Origin of the sequence: Paenibacillus thermotolerans (assembly GCF_028745515.1) — a bacterium.
GTDB classification, from domain to species: domain Bacteria; phylum Bacillota; class Bacilli; order Paenibacillales; family YIM-B00363; genus Paenibacillus_AE; species Paenibacillus_AE thermotolerans.
In genome coordinates, this window is sequence record NZ_JAQZSG010000005.1 from 49,539 (window position 1) to 72,024 (window position 22,486).

The window sequence follows — 22,486 nt, forward strand, 5'->3', positions numbered from 1 at the left end:
ACATCGGAGCCATGAGCCATGAAACAGGCTGGATTTATTTTTCTAAGAGACATCCGGAGTATTGCAAGCAATTGGGCGGCGCTTGTCGTAATTGCAGGACTCGCTTTTTTGCCTTCCCTTTATGCATGGTTCAATATCGAAGCGTCTTGGGATCCTTACGGGAATACGAGCGGGATTAAAGTGGCTGTCGTCAATTTGGATCAAGGCGCGACCGTACGCGGCACTCCGATCCATGCAGGCAACGAGATCGTAGAGTCGCTGAAAAACAACCGTGATATAGGCTGGGTGTTCGCGGATGAAAGGACGGCGCTGTATGGGGTAATGCACGGAGATTACTACGCAAGCATTACGATTCCGGAAAATTTCTCGAGCCGGATCGCGACCGTAGCGGCGGACGTTCCCCGGAAAGCGGAAATCATCTATACGGTGAACGAAAAAATTAACGCGGTGGCGCCGAAAATTACCGCAAAAGGCGCCAGCGGCATCGTAGAGCAAGTGAGCCAAAGCTTCGTAAAAACCGCGAATGAAGCCATATTTGAAGTGCTTAACAGCATCGGCGTAGAGCTTGAGCGAAATTTGCCGGCGATTCTAAAGGTGCGGGATACGATTTTTACTTTGGAAAAAATGATCCCGCAGCTGAACCATGCGTTAGATATCGCGGAAAGGGACGTATCCGCCGCGAATCGCATTGTCGGGAAAATCCAAGGCAATTTGCCGGAGGCGGCTCGGATCGCGCAGGAGGGAGAAGCTTTTGCGGCGAATCTCGAACAGCTGCTTGACCGCAGTGCGGCAGGTCTGGATGCGGCAATTCCCAATATAGAGCAGGATGTCGCACTGCTTCGTCAGCATGTAAGTACAGTAGAGGGGCTGGCTGGAGCATTACAGGACGCCAAGATCGAACCGGACGCTGCGGCCACGATGCTTGCCCGGGCGGAGGAACGGCTTTCAGCCGCCGATGAGCTGACGGACGGTTTGCTGGCGATGCTTGGGAGGCTGCAACGTTTTTCGGACGGAAGCGGACTTACTTTTGCAGTGAGCGAGCTCGGGCTAATCCGAAACCGGCTCGCGGAGCAAATCGCCCTCCTAAACCGGCTTCAAACTGCAGTACATAACGGGACGGCTATGCCGAGCGAGGAAGTCGATCGGCTGCTTCATCTGTCGCAGGATTCCTCGCGACGCGTCGGCGGCCTGCTTGACGCCTTCGACAGCCGCGTCCTTCCGACGATTTCGCAGGCGATTGGGAAGGCGAAGCAATCCGCCTCCGACGCGCGAGCGATAATGGCCGATGCGGCGGCAAGCGTGCCGGATGTGGAGCGCATCGTGCAGGATGCGGCGAAAGGATTGGCCGTCGGCAAGCGGGAGCTTGACGCCTTCAAACGCGATTTGCCTGCGGCGGAAGCCAAGGTGAAGGAGCTGGCGGCGCTCATCCGCAAGCTGGAGCAAGAAGGAAGCCTCGGCGAGCTGATCGATTTGTTGGAAATGAATGCGGAGGAAGAAAGCGAATTTTTTGCCGAACCGGTCGTGCTTAAGGAAAATAAGCTGTTTCCGATCCCGAATTACGGGTCGGCGATGTCTCCCTTTTTCACGACTTTATCGTTATGGGTCGGAGCGCTGCTGCTCGTGTCCCTTCTAACCGTCGAAGTTCATGATACCGGGGCCGACTATCGAAGTTACCAAGTATATTTCGGGCGTTACATGACGTTTCTTGCGGTGGCTGTATTTCAATCTCTTTCGGTCACCCTGGGGGATATTTGGATTTTAAAAACGTATGTGGCGGACAAGCTGTGGTTCGTTCTGTTCGGCGTTTTATTAAGTGCCGTGTTCATGCTGATTGTTTACACGCTCGTTTCGGTTTTCGGGAATGTGGGGAAGGCGATGGCGATCGTATTGCTCGTGCTGCAGCTCGCCGGGTCCGGAGGGACGTTTCCGATTGAGGTGACGCCGCCCTTTTTTCAGCTGATTCATCCGTTCCTGCCTTTCACGTATGCGATCGGCATGATGCGTGAAGCGGTCGGGGGCATTCTTTGGGATGTGGTTGCGAGGGATGCGTCGATGATGGCGGTTTATGCCGGACTTGCAATGGTCGTCGGACTGGCGCTGAAAGAGCCCATTAACCGCGTATCCGGTTCGCTAGTGAAGAAAGCGCGAGAAAGCAAACTGTTTCATTGATGAAGCCGGAGGGGAGTCCCTTCGGCTTCAGCTCTGAAATGAAAATGCAGTGTGGGAAATAGAAATAAGGCGGTCAAACTTCACTATTTCGATTCGGGAAACGAATTTTCGGAAAATAGCGATGTGAAACTTCACTATATCCACTTCTAACCGGCTCAAACGTAGGGAGCAGCTGGAATAAGGCGGTCAAACTTCACTATTTCGATTCGGGAAACGAATTTTCGGAAAATAGCGATGTGAAACTTCACTATATCCACTTCTAACCGGCTCAAACGTAGGGAGCAGCTGGAATAAGGCGGTCAAACTTCACTATTTCGATTCGGGAAACGAATTTTCGGAAAATAGCGATGTGAAACTTCACTATATCCACTTCTAACCGGCTCAAACGTAGGGAGCAGCTGGAATAAGGCGGTCAAACTTCACTATTTCGATTCGGGAAACGAATTTTCGAAAAAATAGCGATGTGAAACTTCATATTTCTACAGTTCCCACAGGCTGGAGATGGTGGCGTCCTCTGGAATCGGATGTTGCTGACGCCAATTATAACCGTTCTTACATAAGGGCGGCTTTTCCTTGTTGACGGCGAAGCAATGCGATTTGTCCCGCATGGAACGCATCATGGTGAATGATTTGCAGCACCAGCTCCATGAATGGCGGCTTGTTGCCTTCACGTGGAGCTTCGAGGCGACTGTCTCCCATGTCGGCGACGGTTTCGGCAAGCTTTTGCCTGGACTGAACGACCCGTGCCTTCGCGGACTCCCATTCATCGGCGGTGAGCGGCTGCGGCGACTGAACCCAGCTTTGTTCTTCGATCCATTGGGGAGTGTTTCCTTGCAGCCTGGAAGTGGCCTCTTCGACGCTGTAAGCGAGGTGTACCGCAAGCTCGTAGATGGTGTGCCCGCCGCCCTCGGGACGCCAAACCGCTTCTTCAGGCGTAACGGATTCAAGCAGCTCGATCAAGGATGCGTGCCAAGAGTTATTGTTAGCAACGAACTCCATTTGTTTTTGAATCAGATGAGTAAGAGAGAGTGCCATTAGCTGTAACCTCCTAAATTCATTTTGATAGTGTTATCATAAATGGCGGGACAGCGGATGTCAACATTTGGAACGGAAGAACATGCAAAATTACCATTGTAAGCGGTTTTACTTACCCCGGCTATTTTGTTAAAATGTTTGAGTGCATTAAATTTCGGACACGACCCGATTTCGCATCAGAAAGAACTCAATGTCATATACCTCGATGGGACTTTCTGATATAATAATTACGGCTTACGGGGAAATATTGGTTAATAGCACTTTCGCATCGAAGCAAAGACGCAGCCGCCGGATGCGGCATCTCCGTCCCAAGTTCATACCATTGACACATAAACCAAGGGCAAAATTACGTAAACAGGAGGACTGGAAGCTTTGAGTCATTACATGAATAACTACGTGCTGGTGGCCATTTTCATCGGCTTGGGAGTTTTCTTGCCGGTCGCCGCGCTGACGCTCGGCCGTTTTCTGCGCCCGCACAATCCGACACCGGAAAAACAGACCACCTATGAAAGCGGTAACGAGCCGGTCGGTTCGGGTCACGTGCGGTTTAATATCCGCTACTACCTGTACGCGTTAATGTTCGTTATTTTTGACGTAGAGGCTGTGTTCCTGTATCCGTGGGCGGTCGCTTACGACCAATTGGGCCTTTTTGCGGTTATTGAAATGCTGATATTCGTATCCCTGCTTGTCGTCGGACTTGCATATGCGTGGAAGAAGAAGGTGTTCAAATGGACCTCGATTTAACGAAAATTTCACCTGAAGAGCACGAAGAGCTGCAGCGCAATGTGTTCATGACGACACTGGAGCAGCTGAAGGCGTGGGCGCGAAGCAATTCGTTGTGGCCGCTGACCTTCGGTCTGGCATGCTGCGCAATCGAGATGATGGGCACGGGCGCATCCCACTACGACCTCGACCGGTTTGGGGTCATTTTCCGCACGTCTCCGCGTCAATCCGACGTAATGATCGTGGCGGGCACGGTAACGAAGAAGATGGGGCCGCTGCTCAGAAAGCTTTATGACCAAATGCCCGAGCCGAAATGGGTGATCGCGATGGGCTCCTGCGCAACCGCGGGCGGACCGTACGTCAAATCGTACTCCGTCGTCAAAGGCGTAGACCAAATCGTGCCGGTAGACGTATACATACCGGGCTGCCCGCCGAATCCGGCCGCACTTATTTATGGAATCAACAAGCTGCAGGAAAAAATCCGCTATGAAGCCAAGACCGGAAAGCGGGTGACGGATCAGTGAGCGATAACGAATTGAAAAAGGATCCGCAAAATCCGAACAACGGAGCAAACGACGGTAACGGCGCGGAGCAAAGCAACAATCCGGAAAGCGGAAAGCCGCAGGACACTCCGGTCGAACAAGCCGCCGAAGCGCTGGCGAAGGAAAGCGGCGGCAACCCGCCGGAGCAAATGCCGGAAGGCTACGACGTTTCCGTTCCGGTGAACGAGAAGGAGGTTGCCGATTTTACGCCGGCGCCTGAGAAAGACGCAAGCGCAATGCAGAATGCGCCTGACGATAAGGTGAAGGTGAAGGACGGCAAAGCGACTCCTACGGAAGAAACGGTCGCAAAGACGCTCGAGAAGCAGCAGCCGGGCGGCGAAACGGCCGAAGCGGTCGCGAAGGAGCGGCAAAGAGACGCCGAAGCGGCAGCCGAAGGCAAGAAGGAGCATGCGGAGACGAGCGCCGCGGACATGCAGGGCGAAACGGCTCCTGAGCCATCTGCGGAAGCGCCTGCCGCAGCAGCTCCTCCTGCGGATACGCCGAAAGCGCCGAAGGCTCCGCTGTCCGAAGCCGAGAAGGAAGAGCGCATCAAGCGTGCGCTTGAAGCGAAAGCGGCGCGGGAAGCGGCAAAGGCTGCAGAAGGCGGCGGCGAAGCGAAGCCGGCGGGCGAGGCAGGCGATGCGGCAGCAGCCGCGGCCCCGAAAGCGCCCCGAGCGCCGCGAGCGGCGAAAGCGGAAGCAGCGGAGGACGCCGCACCGAAGGAGCCGTCGCCGAAGCAGCCGCTGCTCGACCGCTGGGCGGCGATCATACGCGAAGCCGTTCATGAGGGAGCGGTGGAAGCGGCGGTCATCAACGAAAAGAACGGACACATGCCGACGTTGACCATAAGCAATGAACACTGGTCGAAAACGGCGGAAACGATCAAAAATCATCCGGAGTTTTCGATGAATTACTTGCGGAACGTTTCCGGCGTCGATCAAGAAACGCATCTTGAGGTTGTTTACCACTATATCAATATGGCTGATAAGAACGAGCTTTGCGTAAAGGTGAAGACGGATCGCGAGAACGCATCCGTCGCTTCGGTAACGCCGTTGTATGCAACGGCGAACTGGACCGAGCGGGAAGTGTTCGACCTGCTGGGCATCGACTTCCCCGGACACCCGGACCTTCGCCGCATTATGATGCCGGACGATTGGGAAGGCTATCCGCTGCGCAAAGACTACGAACCGCTGGATCCGGAGGTGTAGGCTGACATGGCATTAAGAACGGAAGAGCTGTTACTGAACGTCGGTCCGCAGCATCCAAGTACGCACGGCGTATTCCGGATCATCGTAAAGCTGGACGGCGAGGTCATTCGGGAAGCGATCCCGGTCATGGGATATTTGCACCGCGGCACCGAGAAGCTGGCCGAAAACTTGACGTACACGCAAATTATTCCTTATACCGACCGAATGGATTACGTGTCTGCCATGACGAACAACTACGTGCTTTGCAACGCTGTTGAGAAGCTGATGGGCGTAGAAATTCCGGAGCGTGCGGAATATTTGCGCTTAATCGTGATGGAGCTGCAGCGTATTGCATCACACCTCGTATGGTGGGGAACGTATCTGCTCGATATCGGGGCAATGAGCCCGTTCCTGTACGCTTTCCGCGATCGGGAAATCATTATTAATTTGTTCAATGAGCTTTGCGGCGCACGGCTTACTTACTTCTACATGCGCGTAGGCGGAGTGAAGTGGGATGCTCCGGAGGGCTGGATCGAGAAGGTTCGCGATTTCATTCCTTATATGAGAGAGAAGCTCGAAGAGTACAACAATCTCGTCAGCGGCAACGAAATTTTCTTGGCCCGGATCAAAGGAATCGGCAAATACGACGCTCAGACGGCGATCGATTACGGCCTAAGCGGCGCTAACCTTCGCTGCACCGGCGTAGAGTGGGATTTGCGGAAGGCGCAGCCGTACAGCTTGTACGACCGCTTCGAATTCGACGTGCCTGTCGGCAAGAACGGCGACTGCTACGACCGTTATTTGATCCGCATCGAAGAAATTAAACAAAGCCTTCGCATTCTGGAGCAAGCCGTCGAGCAGTTCCCGGGTGACGGCCCGATCATGGGCAAGGTGCCTCGGGTCATTCGTCCGCCGGAGGGCGAAATTTATTCGGCGATCGAATCGCCGCGCGGCGAAATCGGCTGCTATATCGTCTCCAAGGGCAAAGACAAACCGTTCCGGCTCAAGTTCCGCCGCCCGTCCTTCGTCAATCTGCAAATATTGCCGAAGCTGCTCGTCGGCGAGACGATGACGAACTTGATTACGATCTTGGGCGGGGTAGACATCGTTGTCGGGGAGGTTGACGCTTAATGAATTGGCTATTTGAAAACCCGCTCACTTGGACCGGGTTTTTCGCCATGCTGGGAGTCGGCGTACTGATGCTGCTCCTCATTCTCGGGTTCGTAACGTATGCCATATACTTCGAACGCAAAGTCATCGGCTGGATGCAGCTGCGGATCGGACCGAACCGCGTAGGCCCGCTCGGCTTGCTTCAATCGGTGGCCGACGTTGCGAAGCTTCTTATTAAAGAAGATACGATTCCGGCGAAAGCGGACCGGTCGCTGTTCATCCTTGCGCCGGTCATCGCGTTCGTACCCTCGTTCGCGGTCATCGTCACGCTGCCGTATACCGGCAATTTGTACGCCGCGGACTTGAATGTCGGCCTATTGTATTACGCAGCGCTTTCCAGCATCTCGACGCTGGGCATCGTGCTCGGCGGCTGGGCGTCCAACAACAAGTACTCTTTGCTCGGCGGCATGCGTTCGGCGGCGCAGATGATTTCCTACGAAGTGCCGCTTGTCATGTCCGTTACGGGCGTTATTATGCTGACGGGAAGCCTGAGCTTGAAGGATATCGTAGAAGGCCAAGCCGGCGGCTTCTTCACCTGGAACATCGTTCCGCAAATTATCGGCTTCGTCATCTTCATCATCGCGGCCGTATCCGAATTGAACCGTACGCCGTTCGACTTGCCGGAAGCCGAGTCCGAGCTTGTTGCGGGTTATCACGTCGAATACAGCGGCTTCCGATTCGCATTCTTCATGTTGGCGGAATATGTGTATGTGTTCGCAATCGCGGCGCTGACGACGGTGCTATTCCTCGGCGGCTGGCACGCGCCGGTGCCATGGCTGGACGAAGTGCTGCCGGGACTGGCAATCGTCTGGTTTCTGCTCAAGTTTTCGTTTATCGTGTTCTTCCTGTTCTGGCTGCGCGCCACGATGCCCCGCATCCGGGTCGACCAGCTGATGGGATTTGCATGGAAATATTTGCTGCCGCTGGCCCTTGTGAACATTTTCTTAACCGCGCTGGTCAAAGAGCTTTTCTTCTAAAGGGAATGGAGAGGTGAGACTATGAAAGGCTTGGCCAAAGGATTGGGCGTTACGCTCAAGAGCATGACCAAAGAGAAAGTAACGTATGCGTACCCCGACGTGCCGCTTGTAATGCCCGATCGATTCCGCGGCATTCAGCATTTCGACCCGGACAAATGCATCGTCTGCAACCAATGCGCCAGAGTTTGCCCTACCGAATGCATTACGTTGACCGGCAAACCGAACCCCGATCCCGAGAAAAAGGGAAAGGTCATCGATACGTTCGACGTCAACTTCGAAATTTGCATTCTATGCGATTTGTGTACGGAAGTGTGCCCGACGGAAGCGATCGTCATGACGAACAACTTCGAGCTGGCGGCTTATACGCGGGACGATTTGTTCAAAAACATGAAGTGGCTCAACGAGAACAATACCCACGTCCGCAGCGAAAACACAAGGAACCCGCAGCCGGGCGGCAAAGGGGGAGCCAGTTAACATGCCGTTTCTGACAGGCGAGTTGGTCGCCTTCTTTATCTTTGCGCTGCTGATTATTGGTGGGGCGATCTTTATGATCTCCTTCACCAAGGTCGTACATATGGTTGTTTCTTTGGCGTTCGCCTTCTTGAGCCTCGGCGGCTTATATGTGCTGTTGGAAGCGGAATTCGTAGCTTTCGTTCAAATATTGATCTACGCGGGCGCGATTTCGATCCTTATGATTTTCGGGATCATGCTGACGAAGCACTCGGACGAACCGCAGCACGAACCCCGCACCGCTCATGAGGCGCTGACGGCGGTCGGCTGCGCGGTGTTGTTCGGCATTCTGTTCTTCGCGATCCAGAAGGTCGATCTGACGACAGCGGGAACGTTAAACCCGGGTGAGGACAACACGCGCGAAATCGGAATGCTGCTGTTTACGGAGCGCGTCATTCCGTTCGAGCTCGTTTCGGTGCTGCTGACGGTTGCCTTTATCGGAGCGATTGTGCTTGCCAGAAGGGAGGGCGAACAATGACCGTCAACCTTGCAACCTCGTATTTAACGCTTGCGGCGATTTTATTTTGCATCGGATTATACGGCGCTTTGACAAAGCGGAACGCGGTCATCGTGCTGCTGTCGATCGAGCTGATGCTCAACGCGGTCAACCTGAACCTGGTCGCATTCGCCAAGTACGGAATCAACCCGTCGCTCGACGGGCAAATTTTTTCATTGTTTAACATTGCGGTGGCGGGTGCGGAAGCGGCCGTCGGCATTGCGATCTTGATCGCATTCTTCCGAGCGCGCGGTTCCAGCGAAGTCACCGATATGGATGAGATGAAGCATTAAGGAGGGAGGAACAGACGAATGGACTATACTTATTCGCAATACGCTTGGTTAATTCCGCTGCTTCCGCTCCTTAGCTTTCTTATCTTGACGGCTTTAGGGAGAGGCGGGAAAGCAGCCGGCGGCGTCATCGGCACGTCGGCGGCTTTCCTCTCGTTCGTGCTTGCCGCTCTTGTGTTTATCGAACGGACGGGCGGAGCGGCGGCGGACCGCACATGGGACGATTGGAAATGGCTCGATATTGCCGGCTTCTCGCTGCATATGGGCTACGAAATTACGAATTTGAACGCGCTCATGCTGGTGATCGTTACGTTCGTCAGCTTTCTCGTGAACCTGTATTCGATCGGATATATGAGCCACGATGAGCGCAAAACGACTTTCTTCGCTTATGTATCGCTCTTTACGTTCTCGATGCTTGGGCTCGTCATTTCGTCCAACATCTTAATGCTCTACATCTTCTGGGAGCTCGTAGGGGTTTGTTCGTTCCTATTGATCGGCTTCTGGTATCATAAGCCGGAAGCGAAGGCGGCGGCTAAGAAGGCGTTTATCGTCACGCGGATCGGCGACGTCGGCCTGTTTATCGGCATCCTGCTTTTGTTCTGGGCGATGCCGGGCCATTCGCTCGATTTCACGTCGATCCATAACGCGTTCGCCGGCGGAGAAATCAATCAAGGCTTGGCCACGGCCATTGCCGTTCTGATCTTCGTCGGAGCTGTCGGCAAGTCCGGCCAGTTCCCGCTGCACACATGGCTTCCGGACGCGATGGAAGGCCCGACGCCGATTTCGGCGCTCATTCACGCCGCAACGATGGTTGCCGCGGGCGTTTATTTGGTCGCGCGGACGTTCGATATTTTCCAAGCGGCACCTGCCGCGCTGGATGTCGTGGCATACACCGGCGCGTTCACGGCGCTGTTTGCCGCAACGATTGCGGTGGCGCAGAACGATATTAAACGGGTGCTCGCCTACTCGACCGTATCCCAGCTCGGCTATATGATGATGGCTTTGGGGCTCGGAACGGAGCTTGGGGCTTCCGCGGGCATTTTCCACTTGTTCACTCACGCATTCTTTAAGGCGCTTCTGTTCTTGGGAGCGGGCAGCGTCATTCATGCGATCGATCAACAAGATATCCGGTTTATGGGCGGTCTGTTCGGCAAAATGAAAATTACCGCGATCACGTTCGCGGTCGGTACGCTGGCGCTTTCCGGACTGTTCCCGTTCGCAGGCTTCTGGTCCAAGGATGCGATTTTATCGGAGGCGCTGCATACGGGGCGTCCGGTATTGTTTGCCGTCGGTTTGATCGCGGCGTTCTTCACGGCTTTCTATATGACGCGATTGTATGTCCTAGTATTTCTCGGGAAATCAAGAGGAGACAATCATGCGCACGAATCGCCGCTTGTTATGACGCTTCCGCTCGTTCTGCTCGGCATTCTGGCGGTTGCCGCAGGCTTTATCAATATGCCGGGACAGCCTTGGCTCACCGGTTGGCTTTGGGGCGAGCCGCATGAGGAGCATGCAAATTGGACAGTCATTCTGCTTTCCAATGTCGCCGCAATTGCAGGCATCGTAATCGGCTATTTGATCTATAGCCGGAAATCGGACGCAGCTTCGGAATCGGCGGACGGCGGGTTGTACGGCGTTCTTCGCAACAAGTATTATATCGATGAAATATATGAGGCTGTAATCGTCAAGCCTTACGCCGCGCTTGGGCGGCTGCTGGAATGGTTCGACATCTATATTGTGGACGGCGCGGTGAAGCTGTTCACGGCTGCCGCCGTCGGTATAGGACGGGTCGGGACGCGTTTACAAAACGGCCAATTACAAACGTACGGGGTTGTTACATTACTTGGGTTAGTGCTGTTTGCCGTCTTGTTGGCGGGAAGGAGGTTCTTCTAGATGCCGGATGGATTTCCGATTTTGTCGCTTATTACTCTTTCCCCGCTCATTGGCGTGCTCGCGCTCTTGTTTGTTCCGAAAGATAAGGGCAGCTTAATTAAGTGGATCGGTATTGCAACGACGCTGATTCCGCTGTTGCTATGCGTGTGGTTGTACGCAAGCTTTGATACGGGCAGCGGAGCGGCGCAGTTTGCGGAGAAAGCGCTATGGATCGACGCCGCATTAAATAAAGAGCTGCTGGAGCACACCGGAAACTTCGCCGTTTACGGGTTCCAGTTCAGCTATTCGCTTGCCGCGGACGGAATTACGCTGCCGCTGGCGCTTCTTACGGCGCTCGTCAGCACGATGGCTGCGCTCGCGTCGGTTCATATCAAGAAACGGTGGAAATTGTATTTCATTATGTTTTTGCTGCTGGAGGCAGGCATTTTCGGCGTATTCTTTGCGAGAGACTTGTTCTTGTTCTTCATGTTCTTCGAGATTACGCTCGTGCCGATGTTTTTCCTGGTCGGGATTTACGGCTACAACGAACGGGAAAAAGCGGCAAACCGCTTCCTTGTGTATAACGGCATAGGTTCGGCGATTATGCTTGTGGCGTTCCTGCTGCTTGTGGCGACGGCGGGAATGACGTACGCCGAAGCACCGTCGGGAGCGGCGCTTATTTATTCGGGAAGCTACGATGTCATCCTGGATAATTTGAGCCGATCCAACACGTTTGTGAACGGCGGGCCTGAGCTCTCGCCCGGATTTCCGAACCCGTTCTACTTAACGGAAGGACTGCGGACGGGATTGTTCTTCATGCTGCTGCTCGCATTCGGGATCAAGCTTCCGATTTTCCCGTTCCATACGTGGATGCTGAAGGTTCACACCGAGGCGCCGCCATCGGTTGTCATGATCCACTCGGGCATATTGCTTAAGATGGGCGCATACGGCTTGCTTCGTTTCGGCGTGCTTCTGTTCCCTAACGAAACGAAGGAATGGGCGCTCTTACTCGGTGTGCTGGGTGTCGTGAACATTTTGTACGGGGCGGCTCTCGCTTTCGTACAGAAAGATTTCAAGCTTGTGCTTGCGTATTCGTCCATCAGCCACATGGGAATCGTACTGCTCGGTCTCGCGGCGCTGAACGGCATCGGCATTCAAGGCGCCGTGTTCCAAATGGTGTCGCACGGTTTAATTTCGGCGCTGATGTTCTTGATCGTCGGCAGTCTGTACGAGCGTACGGGGACGACGCAAATCGGCGAGCTCGGCGGCTTGGCAAAACCGATGCCGTTCATGAGCGGGATTTTGCTGGTAGCGGGTATGGCATCGTTGGGACTTCCCGGATTGTCGGGCTTCGTGAGCGAATTTCTGGCATTCCTCGGGCTGTATGACGTAATGCCGGTTGTAACGGTTATAGGCTGCTTAGGCATTATTCTTGCCGCGGTTTACGTGCTGCGAGGGGTTCTCGCCATTACATACGGCGAAGCTCGCGAGCAGACGGCTCAATATAAAGATGCCAGACTGGTCGAAGCGATTCCGATGATCGTGCTCGTGGCGTTCATCCTGCTGCTCGGGGTATATCCGGCGGTGCTGAGCGAGCCGCTGCAAGCGGCGATCGGCGGGTTTGACCAGGTGCTGCAAGGACTTCAAGCGAAGGTGGGAGGTTAAAAGATGGATGAGCTGCAACGTTTGCACGTTGAAGATTTAGCCTATCTGGCTCCCGAACTGACGCTGGTCATCGCAGCGGTGGTCCTGTCCGTAATGGATTTGCTGATGCCGCGTACGGCGAGCCGAACGGCGATAGGCTGGTTGGCGCTGGCCGCTTTGGCGGTATCGGGCGTATTTACGGTAATGCAGGGCGGAACGAGCGAGCCGACCATTCTCATGAACGGTTCTTACCGGATCGATGATTTTGCCGTCGTGATGAAGCTGATCTTCCTGGCCGGTACGGCCTTGACCGTGTTGATCGGCATCGGGATGAACAAAGAGCGGCTGAGCACGGACGATGTGGGGGAGTATTATTACTTCTTCCTTCCGGCAACGCTTGGGGCCATGATTACGGCTTCCTCGACCGACATGATTACGCTGTACGTCGGACTAGAACTGCTTAGCATCACCTCTTATATTTTGGTAGGCTTCCGGAAAAAGGTTTCCGTCTCCGGCGAAGCGGCGTTCAAATATATCGTAATGGGCGCCATATCGTCCGCGTTCATATTATACGGGATGTCGTTCTTGTACGGGCTGTCCGGATCCACCAATTTGTTTGAAGTAAACGACGCGCTGCGCAACGCCGCAGCCGGCAATGAAGCGCTCCTATACGTCAGCTTCTTCCTCATGCTGGCGGGTCTCGGCTTCAAGGTCGCAGCCGTTCCGTTCCATACGTGGGCGCCGGACGTTTACCAAGGCTCGACAACGCCTGTAGCGGCATACCTTGCCGTTGTATCCAAAGCCGCGGGCTTTGCGCTCTTGTTCCGGCTCATGTACACGGTCTACTTCCAAGTAGGCTCCGGATCGGAGGATTTTCCGATCAAGGACGATATATTTTTATCGTTCGCGGTGCTGGCTGCGCTCGCTATGATTGTCGGCAACGCGATGGCGCTTCGCCAAAGCAATATGAAGCGGCTGCTGGCGCTTTCCGGCGTTGCGAATGCGGGATACATGCTTGTGCCGATCGTCTCCAATTACGAGATTGGAATATTCCATATGAGCGGCTTCGCTGAGCTCGTTTATTATTTGGCCGCATACCTGCTGATGAATCTCGGCGCCTTCGCCGCGCTCGCGATCGTCAGCGCATCTTCAGGGAACGAGGAGCTTAAGGCGTTCGAAGGACTTTATCATCGAGCGCCGGTGACGGCGATCGCCATCATCATTATCGTGCTGTCGCTGGCGGGCATTCCGATTACGGGCGGCTTCTTCGGAAAGCTGTTCATCTTGTTCGGAGCCCTGCAGATGAAGCTCATTTGGCTGGCGCTGATCATGATCGTTACTAGTGCCGTTGCGTTCTATTACTATTTCGGCGTCATCCGCCAAATGTTCATGAGGCCCGGTCACGGCGCCCCGGAAGTGAAGGTTCATCCGGTGCACGGCACCGTCTTATGGCTGACCGCGGCGGCAAGCGTAGTCCTCGGCCTCGTTCCGGGACAAATCTTGAGCTTGCTGGAAAACGTATTCCGGTTCAGCACCGACTTCTTCTTTACAAAATAATTATGCGAATTTTTATGGCGCCTGCCTTGCATCGCTCATCGATGCGGGGCAGGCGCTACTTTTTTCCTAAAGGGTTTTCGAAGGTGCATATCGAATAAATAGAGGAATGGAGCATACACATGATACTCGTGGAACAAACAGAACAAGGATGACTCGCGATGAAAAACATTTGGATTGCATTCGGGGCGGCAATTGCCGCGTTCGCGCTGCTGCTCGGCCAAGGGAGCGCGGCCGCCGCTCAGGCTGCCGCGTTGCCCGTGAACGATCCTCATTACGATAAACAAAAATATTTAACGCAGATTCATGTTCCGGAAGCCTGGGAATATTTGAAGGGGCGCCAGCTGAAGACCGTAACGGTCGCCATCGTGGATAGCGGCATCGACTTAAACCATCCCGATCTTAAGGACAGGCTGGTGGAGGGCAAGAACATACTGGAGCCCGCGAAGCCGCCTCAAGACGACCATGGGCACGGTACGAACGTGGCCGGAATTATTGCGGCGATTCGGAACAATGAGAAGGGGATTGCGGGGATTGCGCCCAACGTCAATCTTATGCCTGTGAAGGCGATCGGCAGCGACGGCAAAGGGGACGAAGAACATTTAGGCGAAGGAATCAAGTACGCAATCGATCACGGGGCGGACATTATTGTGCTGTCTCTCGGATTGAATCTGTATTCAACCTATTTGTATGAAATCGTGAACGAGGCGGAGCAGAAGGGGGTACTGCTGATTGCCGCCACAGGCAATGAGGGGCAAACCGTGAAATATCCGGCCGCATATCCGACGGTAGTCGGCGTCGGAGGAGCCTCGGTAACGAATGAGTATAAAGCGATGTCCAACTACGGCCCGGAGGTGGATCTCATTGCTCCGTGGTACGTATATACAACGGCCGTAGGCGGAAGGTACGTATATAAAGAAGGCACGTCGATGGCTGCGCCCCAAGTGGCCGCCGTCGCCGCGCTTATTCTCGGGCTTGAGCCCGATCTTAAGCCGTACGAAGTTCGCAACCGGCTGCGCCAATCCGCCGAAACGTCACATAAAGACGGTTGGAACCTCTATACGGGTTACGGAATGCTCCGCGCCGACCTGGCGCTGTCCATGCCGCCGGTCGAAGATATGAACGAACCGAACAATTCGTTCGGCACGGCCAAGGCGCTGTCCGTCTCCAATTCGATCAGCGGCGCCTTTCAGGGAAAGTCGGACAACGACTGGTTTTATTTGGACCCGCCGTATCAAGGCGAAATCGGGTTTCGGCTTACGGATGAAGAAGGCAAGCCGATTCCGGCGGAGGCGGTGTACTACGGAAAGAACGGCGGCTTGCCGAAAAAAGTGCTCGATCTGTCGACGGGAAAATTCGTGCGGCTTCCGGTAACGACCGACAGAGTGTATATCGATCTTCGCCCGCAGGCCGGCAAAGCGAAAGCGATGGAGGAAGTATCCCCCTACCGGCTGGAAACGGAGTTTCATATTTACAAGGATCCTTTTGAAGATAACGACAAAGCGTACAAGGCTTATCTTCTTCCGGAACGGAGCCAGACGGTAAGAGGCACGTTCCACCAGGTGAGCGACCAGGACTGGTTCGCAATGAACTTCACGACTCCGGGCACGCTGCGATTAAAGGTTGAGACGGATACCCCCCGGATCGATCCGGAGCTGTATTTCGCATCCGAAGGCGGCTCCATTGCGGAAACGATCGACGAAGGGAGCGAGGAGGATCCGACGGAGTACAGTCCCGCGTATCAAGTGAAGCCGGGCAAATATTATGTGCGCGTCAGAAACGTAAAAACGCCCTTTCCGCTGCCGGTAACCGGAGAGTATACGTTAACGGTCGATTTCGAGAAGAAGTTTATCGACGGGAATGAGCCGAATGACCGATCGTTCCAGGCGACGACAATGATCGGCGGCACGGATTATAAAGGCGTCTTCGACAGCGCCTCCGACGAGGATTGGTTTAAGTTTCAGCTGGGCGGCAGAAGCCTTGTGACCGTAGAAATTACAGGAATACCGAAGGATCGTTATATGTACTACACGTTGTACAATGCGAGCGTGAAGCAGAAATTCGGCAAAACGAGCCCCTTCGGCACAACGAAGCTGCAGCTTTCTCATGATCTCGGCGCGGGTACGTATTACATCAAGCTGAAAACGGACGCCGCATATCAAGACAAACAATATAATATCAGGATCACCAGCGAGCCGCTTTATGCGGGCTTCCGGGATATTGCCGATCATTGGGCGCGCGACTCGATCGTGAAGCTCACGGAGGGGAAAGTGGTGACCGGCTATGCCAACTACCGCTTCCAGCCGGATCGGAAAGTAACGCGCGCCGAGGCGGCCGTCATGATTGCCCGCGCATTCAAGCTGAAGAGTTCGGGTAAAGCGGAGCCGTTTCCGGACGTGAGCGATAATACATGGTACGCCGATGCGATTGCGGGCGCGACCGCCGCGAAAATCGTCAAAGGCTATCCCGACGGGACGTTCAAGCCGAACGAACCGGTCACCCGCGCGGAAATGGCGGCCATGGCGGCTATAGCGGCAGGGAAGAAGCCGACGACGACGGGGACGGTCGTTTTTACGGATATGACCAGCAGGCACTGGGCTGCCGGATATGTCCAGGTTCTGGTGCGGGAGAAGCTGGTCAACGGCTTTGACGACGGCTCCTTCCGGCCTAACGTTCCGGCGACCCGGGCGGAATTCGCCGCCCTGCTCGACCGGTTATTGAAGTAGAGCGGCGATACAATATAAGGGGTGGGAGTGAAGAGACTATGGACCCGGAAGTAATCGTTTCGGATGCTTCATTAATATACGGTCCTGCCGTATCGCTTGCCGTCATGCTGCTCAGCATCGGCATTTGCTGGTGGGCGCTGCTTTGCCTGAAATTCGAGCGAATCGTGAGCACGCCGGGAAGCCCTCAGGCGAAGCTGCTGCATCTTATATTGGCGGTCATTTTGGGCAGGCAGTTCGGGAGTTTTTTGCTTGAATATGTTCACATTACCGCATTGTTCGGCGAGGCATTCTAGGTCGCTGCCGAATAGGATAACCTCGCTTTGTTAACAATGGATAGTAATACCGTCTGAAATCGAAAACTCGTTACGAATACTGTTGAAAGTTTACAGTTGTTTCAGCCGCTTCCTGATGCTACACTGAGTTGAGTGTGCCGAAACAAGTCGATTTTTGTAAACGAAAAGCTTTCTTAACGGCGCGATCGCCCCTCATTGAAAGGGGATTCGGCTGAAGTTTTTCATGCTTTATTCGTAACGACATTTTCTTACCAGAGCGGAGTAGCGCGGAGGGAACCTACATGAGCAAAATTGTAATCCGCGGAGGCAGACGTTTGTCCGGTAATGTGAAGGTGAGCGGTGCAAAAAACGCCGTTCTGCCGATTATCGCGGCCTCGATTTTAGCGTCGGAGGGAGAGTGCCGAATACATGAAGCGCCTCCACTAGACGATGTAATTACGATCAGCCAAGTGCTGCAAAGCCTCGGAATCGAAGTTCATTATAAAGACGAAACGGTCTACATAAATGCGCAAAACCTCGAGCGATGGGAAGCCCCGTATGAACTGGTTCGCAAAATGCGCGCATCGTTTCTCGTCATGGGTCCTCTTCTTGCAAGAACGGGATATGCCCGAATCGCGCTCCCGGGCGGCTGCGCCATCGGCACAAGGCCGATCGATCAGCACCTCAAGGGCTTCGAAGCGATGGGCGCGGAGATCGATCTCGGGCAAGGCTTTATCGAAGCGCGCACGAACGGCAAGAAGCTGCAAGGCGCGAAAATATACCTCGATGTAGCAAGCGTCGGCGCAACGGAGAACATTATGATGGCGGCCGTTCTTGCCAGCGGAGTAACCACGATCGAGAATGCGGCGAAAGAGCCGGAAATCGTCGACCTCGCGAACTTCCTCAATGCGATGGGGGGGAAAGTTCGCGGCGCGGGGACCGGCATCATTCGGATCGAGGGAGTTGAGAAGCTTTGCGGCGTAACGCATACGGTCATTCCGGACCGCGTCGAAGCGGGCACGTACATGATTGCCGCCGCCATTACCAAGAGCGACGTATACATTGAAGGCGCTATTGCCGACCACTTGGCTCCGGTCATCTCGAAGCTCCAGGAGATGGGAGTGGTGATCGAGGAGGATGAGAACGGCATCCGCGTCCGTTCCGGCGGAAGCTTGAAGGCCGTCGATATTAAGACGCTGCCGCATCCCGGCTTTCCGACCGATATGCAGGCGCAGATGATGGCGCTGCTCACGGTGTCGGACGGCACAAGCATCATTACCGAGACGGTATTCGAGAACCGGTTCATGCACGTTGCGGAATTTAAAAACATGAACGCGCAAATCAAGGTCGAAGGCCGGACCGCCGTTATTAAAGGCAATTCCCGGTTGAAAGGCGCGAAGGTATGCGCGACCGATCTCCGCGCGGGAGCCGCGCTGATTTTGGCGGGACTCGTGGCGGACGGAGAGACGGAGCTTACGGGCTTGCATCATCTGGATCGCGGATACGTCGATATCGCGGGCAAGCTGAGGAGGCTCGGCGCCGACGTAACGAGGTTCGACACGAACGCAATCATCGAAGAAGAGCAGCAAGGCTTGAGCCTGTTTGCGATCACGCCTTCATTGGCGTAATAATATGGCTGGAAGCGGGTCCCCGTCCGGTTTTCGGACGGGGATTTTTTGCGTTTGTGTCAAAAATTGAGCTTATTGCTTCAATAGACTCAAATCCGCGGAATGACCGTATGCTCCTAAAATAGCGTTGTGAAATCCTAATATAGCGCCTCGCGTCCTCCGCGGTTCTAGCATCGCCGGCTCGTTCATAGAATAGCAATGCGAGGAACGGGAGGATGCATACCTATGCGCAAAATGAGAACGATACGCAAACGACCGAACGGTATGATGAAATGGCAGCTCACTATTGCGGGTGCGGCGGTATTGCTGGCCGTATTTCTGCTCATTCCGCTCATTCTAGTAAATAAATTTGAAGAGTGGGACAAGGCGGCGCAGGCGATCCTGCCGCTTCAGCCGCAGGAACGGCTGGTGCAAGTGGAGGAAAGCATTGCGGTTCCCGTATTTTTGACCGCGGAGAAGACGACCGTGTCGGTTCCGCTTGAGGAATACGTCCGGGGTGTCCTGGCGGCGGAAATGCCGGCCGAATTCGAGCTGGAAGCGCTGAAGGCTCAAGCGATCGCGGCGCGGACTTACATAGTCCGGCGGCTGGCGGACGGAGATAGGAGCTCGATGCCCGAGGGGGCCGATTCGGCGGTTGTGACCGATACGGTCGTCCATCAGGCGTATTTAACGGAACAGAAGCTTAGGGATCGGTGGGGGCTTTTTTCTTACGCGAAAAACATAGACAAGCTGACAAAAGCCGTCAACGAAACGAAGGGGCTGATTGTTGCTTACGAGGGCCAGCCGATTCATGCAACCTTCTTCTCTACGAGCGACGGATATACGGAGGACTCGGAAAACTATTGGAGCGAGCGGGTGCCCTATTTGAGAAGCGTAGAAAGCCCATGGGACCGTCTCTATTCGCCGAAATTCAAAAACACGACGGTTATCAACCGTTCGGAGGTATTTCGCAGGTTAGGGTTATCCGAGTCGAAAGGCCAGCTAAGTTTAAAGGTTATTGAGCGTTCGCCGACGGGCAAAATTATGAAAATCGAAGCGGGGGGCAAGGTGTTCACGGGCCGCGAATTCCGAGAGAAGCTGGAGCTTCCGTCTACCAATTTTACATGGGCGCTGAAAGGAAAGACGCTTACGTTTACTTCATCCGGCTACGGCCACGGCGTCGGAATGAGCCAATGGGGCGCGAACGGCATGGCGAAGCAAGGCAAATCGGCGGAGGATATTCTGCACTATTATTATACCGATGTAGACATCGTGCCGCTAGGCGATGTTCTCCCTCCGGCGGCCGTATCCTAAATAATTTTTTCTATCACCGGAATAGCCACGTATAAAAGAGTTGTAGCTGGCAACAATGGCTACTGAGGTGATAGAACAATGAAAGATGAAAACAAGATTCATCCTTTGCAGGGGGAGCAAAAAGAATCTCCTAATACTAGCGAAGGAAGAGAGACGGCGTCGTTCTGGAAGCGTCTGCTCGCTAAGAAATGGGTGTTCCCGGCAACGTATATGGCGGCTGCGGCAATCATCCTAACTCTGATGTGGGTCTATCAAGATTCCGCAAACGCGCCGAAGACGCAAGACGAAACCGGGCTCGGAGTAGAAACTGCGGGAGACGCGACTTCGGGTGACGCATTGCCGGTGACGGCGGGAGCCGAAACGCTCGGCTGGCCGGTAGGGAACAAGGACAGCTTGGAAGTAACGATGGAGTTTTTCGACGTGAATGCATCCAATGAAGACAACCAGGCGGCAATGGTCGAGTACGGCGATACGTTCACTCCGCACACCGGTATCGATCTGACAAGCCCGAACGAAGAGGCATTCGACGTTCTCGCCGCTATGAGCGGAACCGTTACTCGCGTAGAACAGCTGCCGGTAGTCGGTTACGTGGTGGCGATCCAGCACGACAACGGGCTGGAGACGGTATACCAAAGCTTGGCGAACGTACAAGTGTCCAAAGGCGATGAAGTGAAAAAGGGCGAAAAAATCGCTACCGCGGGCCGCAGCGAGATCGAAAAAGACAGCGTGCACCTCCACTTCGAAGTATGGAAAGACGGCAAGCCGGTAAATCCTGAAAGCGAACTGCGATAAAATCGGCGTAACTGAATAATACAATGGACTCGGTATCTCATGATGCCGGGTCATTTTTTTGTGTTTTTGCAAATTATTGCGAAAGAGCGGGCTTGTCAGGCTTGGTTATAGAGAATAAGTGTGTCTACCCCTCAATATAATGTACCAATCATCTCGAACACAGGGAGGCGAGGGGCGTGCACGATTATATTAAGGAACGGACCATAAAGATCGGCCGCAGCATCGTGGAGACCAAGAACACGGTTCGAACTATAGCGAAGGAATTCGGCGTGTCGAAAAGCACGGTGCACAAGGATCTCACCGAACGGCTTCCGGAGATCAATCCGGAGCTTGCAAATCAAGTGAAGACGATTCTTGAGTATCACAAGTCGATTCGCCACCTGCGCGGCGGGGAAGCGACCAAAATCAAGTACAAGAAGACGAAACCGAAAGCGAAGCAGACGCCTGTGCTCTCCGGGCGTTCTTGACCCAAAAAACCTCGTAAGTTTCCCTGCTCCCTAAAAGAGGATTTTATCAATTTGCGGCGAATATCCTTATAGTTAACGTGCTAAATATGATGACATCGGACTTTTCTCCCTTTTTTGGGTACCCCGTGAGGAGGCTTACTGGATGTTTGGCAAAGATATCGGCATTGACTTGGGGACGGCTAACGTTCTCATTCATGTCAAAGGCCGCGGCGTAGTATTGGATGAACCTTCCGTTGTAGCGATCGAGAGCGAAACGAAGCGCGTGCTGGCAGTGGGCGAAGAGGCGAGGCGGATGGTCGGCCGTACGCCGGGCAACATTATAGCGGTTCGCCCTCTGAGGGACGGCGTAATTGCGGATTTTGAAATTACAGAGATGATGCTCAAGCATTTTATCGGACGTGTCGGCGGCAGAAATTGGTACAGCCATCCGCGGATCCTGATCTGCGCGCCGACTAACATCACCTCCGTAGAGAAGAAGGCCATTCAGGAAGCGGCCGAGCGCAGCGGCGCGAAGGAAGTATTCTTGGAAGAGGAGCCGAAGGCGGCGGCCGTAGGCGCAGGGATGGACATTTTCCAACCGTACGGCAATATGGTGGTCGATATCGGCGGGGGGACGACGGATGTGGCCGTCCTGTCCATGGGCGATATCGTAACCGCCTCTTCTATTAAGGTCGCGGGGGACAAGTTCGATGCGTCCATTATGAAATACATAAAGGACAAATATAAGCTGTTGATCGGCGAACGGACAAGCGAGGACATAAAGATCAAGATCGGTACGGTCAAGCCGGACGGACGCAGCGAGGAGATGGACATTCGCGGCAGAGATATGGTGAGCGGACTGCCGCTGACCATCACCGTTCACAGCAGCGAAATTAAAGAAGCGCTATGGGAGCCGGTATCCTCCATCGTTGTCGCCGCCAAGTCGGTGCTGGAGCGGACACCGCCGGAGCTGTCGGCGGATATCATCGACCGCGGCGTCATCATTACGGGAGGCGGAGCGCTGCTTCACGGGCTGGATCAGCTGATGGCCGAGCAGCTGAAGGTTCCGGTGTTGATCGCAGAGGATCCGATGCATTGCGTCGTGAAGGGTACGGGGATTATGCTGGACAACCTTGACCGCGTGTCGCGAAAAAAATAGG

At 54.4% G+C, this 22,486-nt stretch carries 20 protein-coding genes; 19 read left to right on the forward strand and 1 reads right to left on the reverse strand.

Going from position 1 to position 22,486, the window contains the following annotated elements; all coding sequences use genetic code 11:
• Positions 1 to 18 precede the first annotated feature (18 nt).
• Positions 19 to 2,169: a YhgE/Pip domain-containing protein gene (locus tag PT964_RS06175; RefSeq protein WP_274362460.1), complete on the forward strand. Its 2,151-nt coding sequence runs from the start codon at positions 19 to 21 to the stop codon at positions 2,167 to 2,169.
• Positions 2,170 to 2,721: 552 nt separating this feature from the next.
• On the opposite strand, the gene PT964_RS06180 is transcribed toward PT964_RS06175, so the two are convergent.
• Positions 2,722 to 3,204: a DinB family protein gene (locus PT964_RS06180; protein WP_274362461.1), complete on the reverse strand. Its 483-nt coding sequence runs from the start codon at positions 3,202 to 3,204 to the stop codon at positions 2,722 to 2,724.
• 384 nt (positions 3,205 to 3,588) lie between these two features.
• Here PT964_RS06180 and PT964_RS06185 point away from each other — a divergent pair, with 384 nt between their 5' ends.
• From PT964_RS06185 to mreB, 18 genes are all read left to right on the forward strand, one after another.
• Positions 3,589 to 3,948, forward strand: a complete 360-nt coding sequence (locus tag PT964_RS06185; RefSeq protein ID WP_274362588.1) for an NADH-quinone oxidoreductase subunit A — start codon at positions 3,589 to 3,591, stop codon at positions 3,946 to 3,948.
• Positions 3,933 to 4,451, forward strand: a complete 519-nt coding sequence (locus tag PT964_RS06190; protein WP_274362462.1) for a NuoB/complex I 20 kDa subunit family protein — start codon at positions 3,933 to 3,935, stop codon at positions 4,449 to 4,451. Before PT964_RS06185 ends, PT964_RS06190 begins: the two co-directional genes overlap by 16 nt.
• On the forward strand, positions 4,448 to 5,677 hold the full coding sequence (locus PT964_RS06195; protein WP_274362463.1) for an NADH-quinone oxidoreductase subunit C: 1,230 nt from the start codon (positions 4,448 to 4,450) through the stop codon (positions 5,675 to 5,677). Before PT964_RS06190 ends, PT964_RS06195 begins: the two co-directional genes overlap by 4 nt.
• A 6-nt stretch (positions 5,678 to 5,683) precedes the next feature.
• The gene (locus tag PT964_RS06200; RefSeq protein WP_274362464.1) at positions 5,684 to 6,787 is read left to right on the forward strand and encodes an NADH-quinone oxidoreductase subunit D; all 1,104 of its coding nucleotides are present in this window, start codon (positions 5,684 to 5,686) and stop codon (positions 6,785 to 6,787) included.
• Positions 6,787 to 7,803: an NADH-quinone oxidoreductase subunit NuoH gene (nuoH, locus tag PT964_RS06205; protein WP_274362465.1), complete on the forward strand. Its 1,017-nt coding sequence runs from the start codon at positions 6,787 to 6,789 to the stop codon at positions 7,801 to 7,803. The genes PT964_RS06200 and nuoH overlap by 1 nt, the downstream gene beginning before the upstream one ends.
• Positions 7,804 to 7,824: 21 nt before the next feature.
• On the forward strand, positions 7,825 to 8,277 hold the full coding sequence (gene nuoI, locus PT964_RS06210; protein ID WP_274362466.1) for an NADH-quinone oxidoreductase subunit NuoI: 453 nt from the start codon (positions 7,825 to 7,827) through the stop codon (positions 8,275 to 8,277).
• Position 8,278: 1 nt separating this feature from the next.
• Complete coding sequence (locus PT964_RS06215) at positions 8,279 to 8,791, forward strand: NADH-quinone oxidoreductase subunit J (RefSeq protein WP_274362467.1); 513 nt, start codon at positions 8,279 to 8,281, stop codon at positions 8,789 to 8,791.
• Complete coding sequence (nuoK, locus tag PT964_RS06220) at positions 8,788 to 9,102, forward strand: NADH-quinone oxidoreductase subunit NuoK (protein WP_274362468.1); 315 nt, start codon at positions 8,788 to 8,790, stop codon at positions 9,100 to 9,102. Before PT964_RS06215 ends, nuoK begins: the two co-directional genes overlap by 4 nt.
• Positions 9,103 to 9,120: 18 nt before the next feature.
• Complete coding sequence (nuoL, locus tag PT964_RS06225) at positions 9,121 to 10,992, forward strand: NADH-quinone oxidoreductase subunit L (protein ID WP_274362469.1); 1,872 nt, start codon at positions 9,121 to 9,123, stop codon at positions 10,990 to 10,992.
• Entirely contained in the window at positions 10,993 to 12,636 is a 1,644-nt protein-coding gene (locus PT964_RS06230) for a complex I subunit 4 family protein (protein WP_274362470.1), read from the forward strand.
• 3 nt (positions 12,637 to 12,639) lie between these two features.
• Entirely contained in the window at positions 12,640 to 14,172 is a 1,533-nt protein-coding gene (locus PT964_RS06235; RefSeq protein ID WP_274362471.1) for an NADH-quinone oxidoreductase subunit N, read from the forward strand.
• A 158-nt stretch (positions 14,173 to 14,330) separates the two neighbouring features.
• Complete coding sequence (locus tag PT964_RS06240) at positions 14,331 to 16,895, forward strand: S8 family peptidase (RefSeq protein WP_274362472.1); 2,565 nt, start codon at positions 14,331 to 14,333, stop codon at positions 16,893 to 16,895.
• Positions 16,896 to 16,933: 38 nt separating this feature from the next.
• Complete coding sequence (locus PT964_RS06245; RefSeq protein ID WP_274362473.1) at positions 16,934 to 17,188, forward strand: DUF1146 domain-containing protein; 255 nt, start codon at positions 16,934 to 16,936, stop codon at positions 17,186 to 17,188.
• 281 nt (positions 17,189 to 17,469) lie between these two features.
• Positions 17,470 to 18,795, forward strand: a complete 1,326-nt coding sequence (gene murA, locus PT964_RS06250; RefSeq protein ID WP_274362474.1) for a UDP-N-acetylglucosamine 1-carboxyvinyltransferase — start codon at positions 17,470 to 17,472, stop codon at positions 18,793 to 18,795.
• 225 nt (positions 18,796 to 19,020) lie between these two features.
• Positions 19,021 to 20,088: a stage II sporulation protein D gene (gene spoIID / locus PT964_RS06255; protein ID WP_274362475.1), complete on the forward strand. Its 1,068-nt coding sequence runs from the start codon at positions 19,021 to 19,023 to the stop codon at positions 20,086 to 20,088.
• Positions 20,089 to 20,166: 78 nt separating this feature from the next.
• Complete coding sequence (locus tag PT964_RS06260) at positions 20,167 to 20,880, forward strand: M23 family metallopeptidase (RefSeq protein WP_274362476.1); 714 nt, start codon at positions 20,167 to 20,169, stop codon at positions 20,878 to 20,880.
• Positions 20,881 to 21,056: 176 nt separating this feature from the next.
• Positions 21,057 to 21,347 (forward strand): sporulation transcriptional regulator SpoIIID, encoded by a 291-nt coding sequence (spoIIID, locus tag PT964_RS06265; protein WP_274362477.1) that lies wholly within the window; start codon positions 21,057 to 21,059, stop codon positions 21,345 to 21,347.
• Positions 21,348 to 21,489: 142 nt separating this feature from the next.
• Positions 21,490 to 22,485: a rod shape-determining protein gene (mreB, locus tag PT964_RS06270; RefSeq protein ID WP_274362478.1), complete on the forward strand. Its 996-nt coding sequence runs from the start codon at positions 21,490 to 21,492 to the stop codon at positions 22,483 to 22,485.
• Position 22,486 lies beyond the last annotated feature (1 nt).

Excerpts from the sequence above, each read along its gene's own strand:
- PT964_RS06175 (WP_274362460.1), top strand. The coding sequence starts at position 19 with ATGAAACAGGCTGGATTTATTTTTCTAAGAGACATCCGGAGTATTGCA.
- PT964_RS06180 (WP_274362461.1), bottom strand. The coding sequence starts at position 3,204 with ATGGCACTCTCTCTTACTCATCTGATTCAAAAACAAATGGAGTTCGTT.
- PT964_RS06185 (WP_274362588.1), top strand. The coding sequence starts at position 3,589 with ATGAATAACTACGTGCTGGTGGCCATTTTCATCGGCTTGGGAGTTTTC.
- PT964_RS06190 (WP_274362462.1), top strand. The coding sequence starts at position 3,933 with ATGGACCTCGATTTAACGAAAATTTCACCTGAAGAGCACGAAGAGCTG.
- PT964_RS06200 (WP_274362464.1), top strand. The coding sequence starts at position 5,684 with ATGGCATTAAGAACGGAAGAGCTGTTACTGAACGTCGGTCCGCAGCAT.
- nuoH (WP_274362465.1), top strand. The coding sequence starts at position 6,787 with ATGAATTGGCTATTTGAAAACCCGCTCACTTGGACCGGGTTTTTCGCC.
- nuoI (WP_274362466.1), top strand. The coding sequence starts at position 7,825 with ATGAAAGGCTTGGCCAAAGGATTGGGCGTTACGCTCAAGAGCATGACC.
- PT964_RS06215 (WP_274362467.1), top strand. The coding sequence starts at position 8,279 with ATGCCGTTTCTGACAGGCGAGTTGGTCGCCTTCTTTATCTTTGCGCTG.
- nuoK (WP_274362468.1), top strand. The coding sequence starts at position 8,788 with ATGACCGTCAACCTTGCAACCTCGTATTTAACGCTTGCGGCGATTTTA.
- nuoL (WP_274362469.1), top strand. The coding sequence starts at position 9,121 with ATGGACTATACTTATTCGCAATACGCTTGGTTAATTCCGCTGCTTCCG.
- PT964_RS06230 (WP_274362470.1), top strand. The coding sequence starts at position 10,993 with ATGCCGGATGGATTTCCGATTTTGTCGCTTATTACTCTTTCCCCGCTC.
- PT964_RS06235 (WP_274362471.1), top strand. The coding sequence starts at position 12,640 with ATGGATGAGCTGCAACGTTTGCACGTTGAAGATTTAGCCTATCTGGCT.
- PT964_RS06240 (WP_274362472.1), top strand. The coding sequence starts at position 14,331 with ATGAAAAACATTTGGATTGCATTCGGGGCGGCAATTGCCGCGTTCGCG.
- PT964_RS06245 (WP_274362473.1), top strand. The coding sequence starts at position 16,934 with ATGGACCCGGAAGTAATCGTTTCGGATGCTTCATTAATATACGGTCCT.
- murA (WP_274362474.1), top strand. The coding sequence starts at position 17,470 with ATGAGCAAAATTGTAATCCGCGGAGGCAGACGTTTGTCCGGTAATGTG.
- spoIID (WP_274362475.1), top strand. The coding sequence starts at position 19,021 with ATGCGCAAAATGAGAACGATACGCAAACGACCGAACGGTATGATGAAA.
- PT964_RS06260 (WP_274362476.1), top strand. The coding sequence starts at position 20,167 with ATGAAAGATGAAAACAAGATTCATCCTTTGCAGGGGGAGCAAAAAGAA.
- mreB (WP_274362478.1), top strand. The coding sequence starts at position 21,490 with ATGTTTGGCAAAGATATCGGCATTGACTTGGGGACGGCTAACGTTCTC.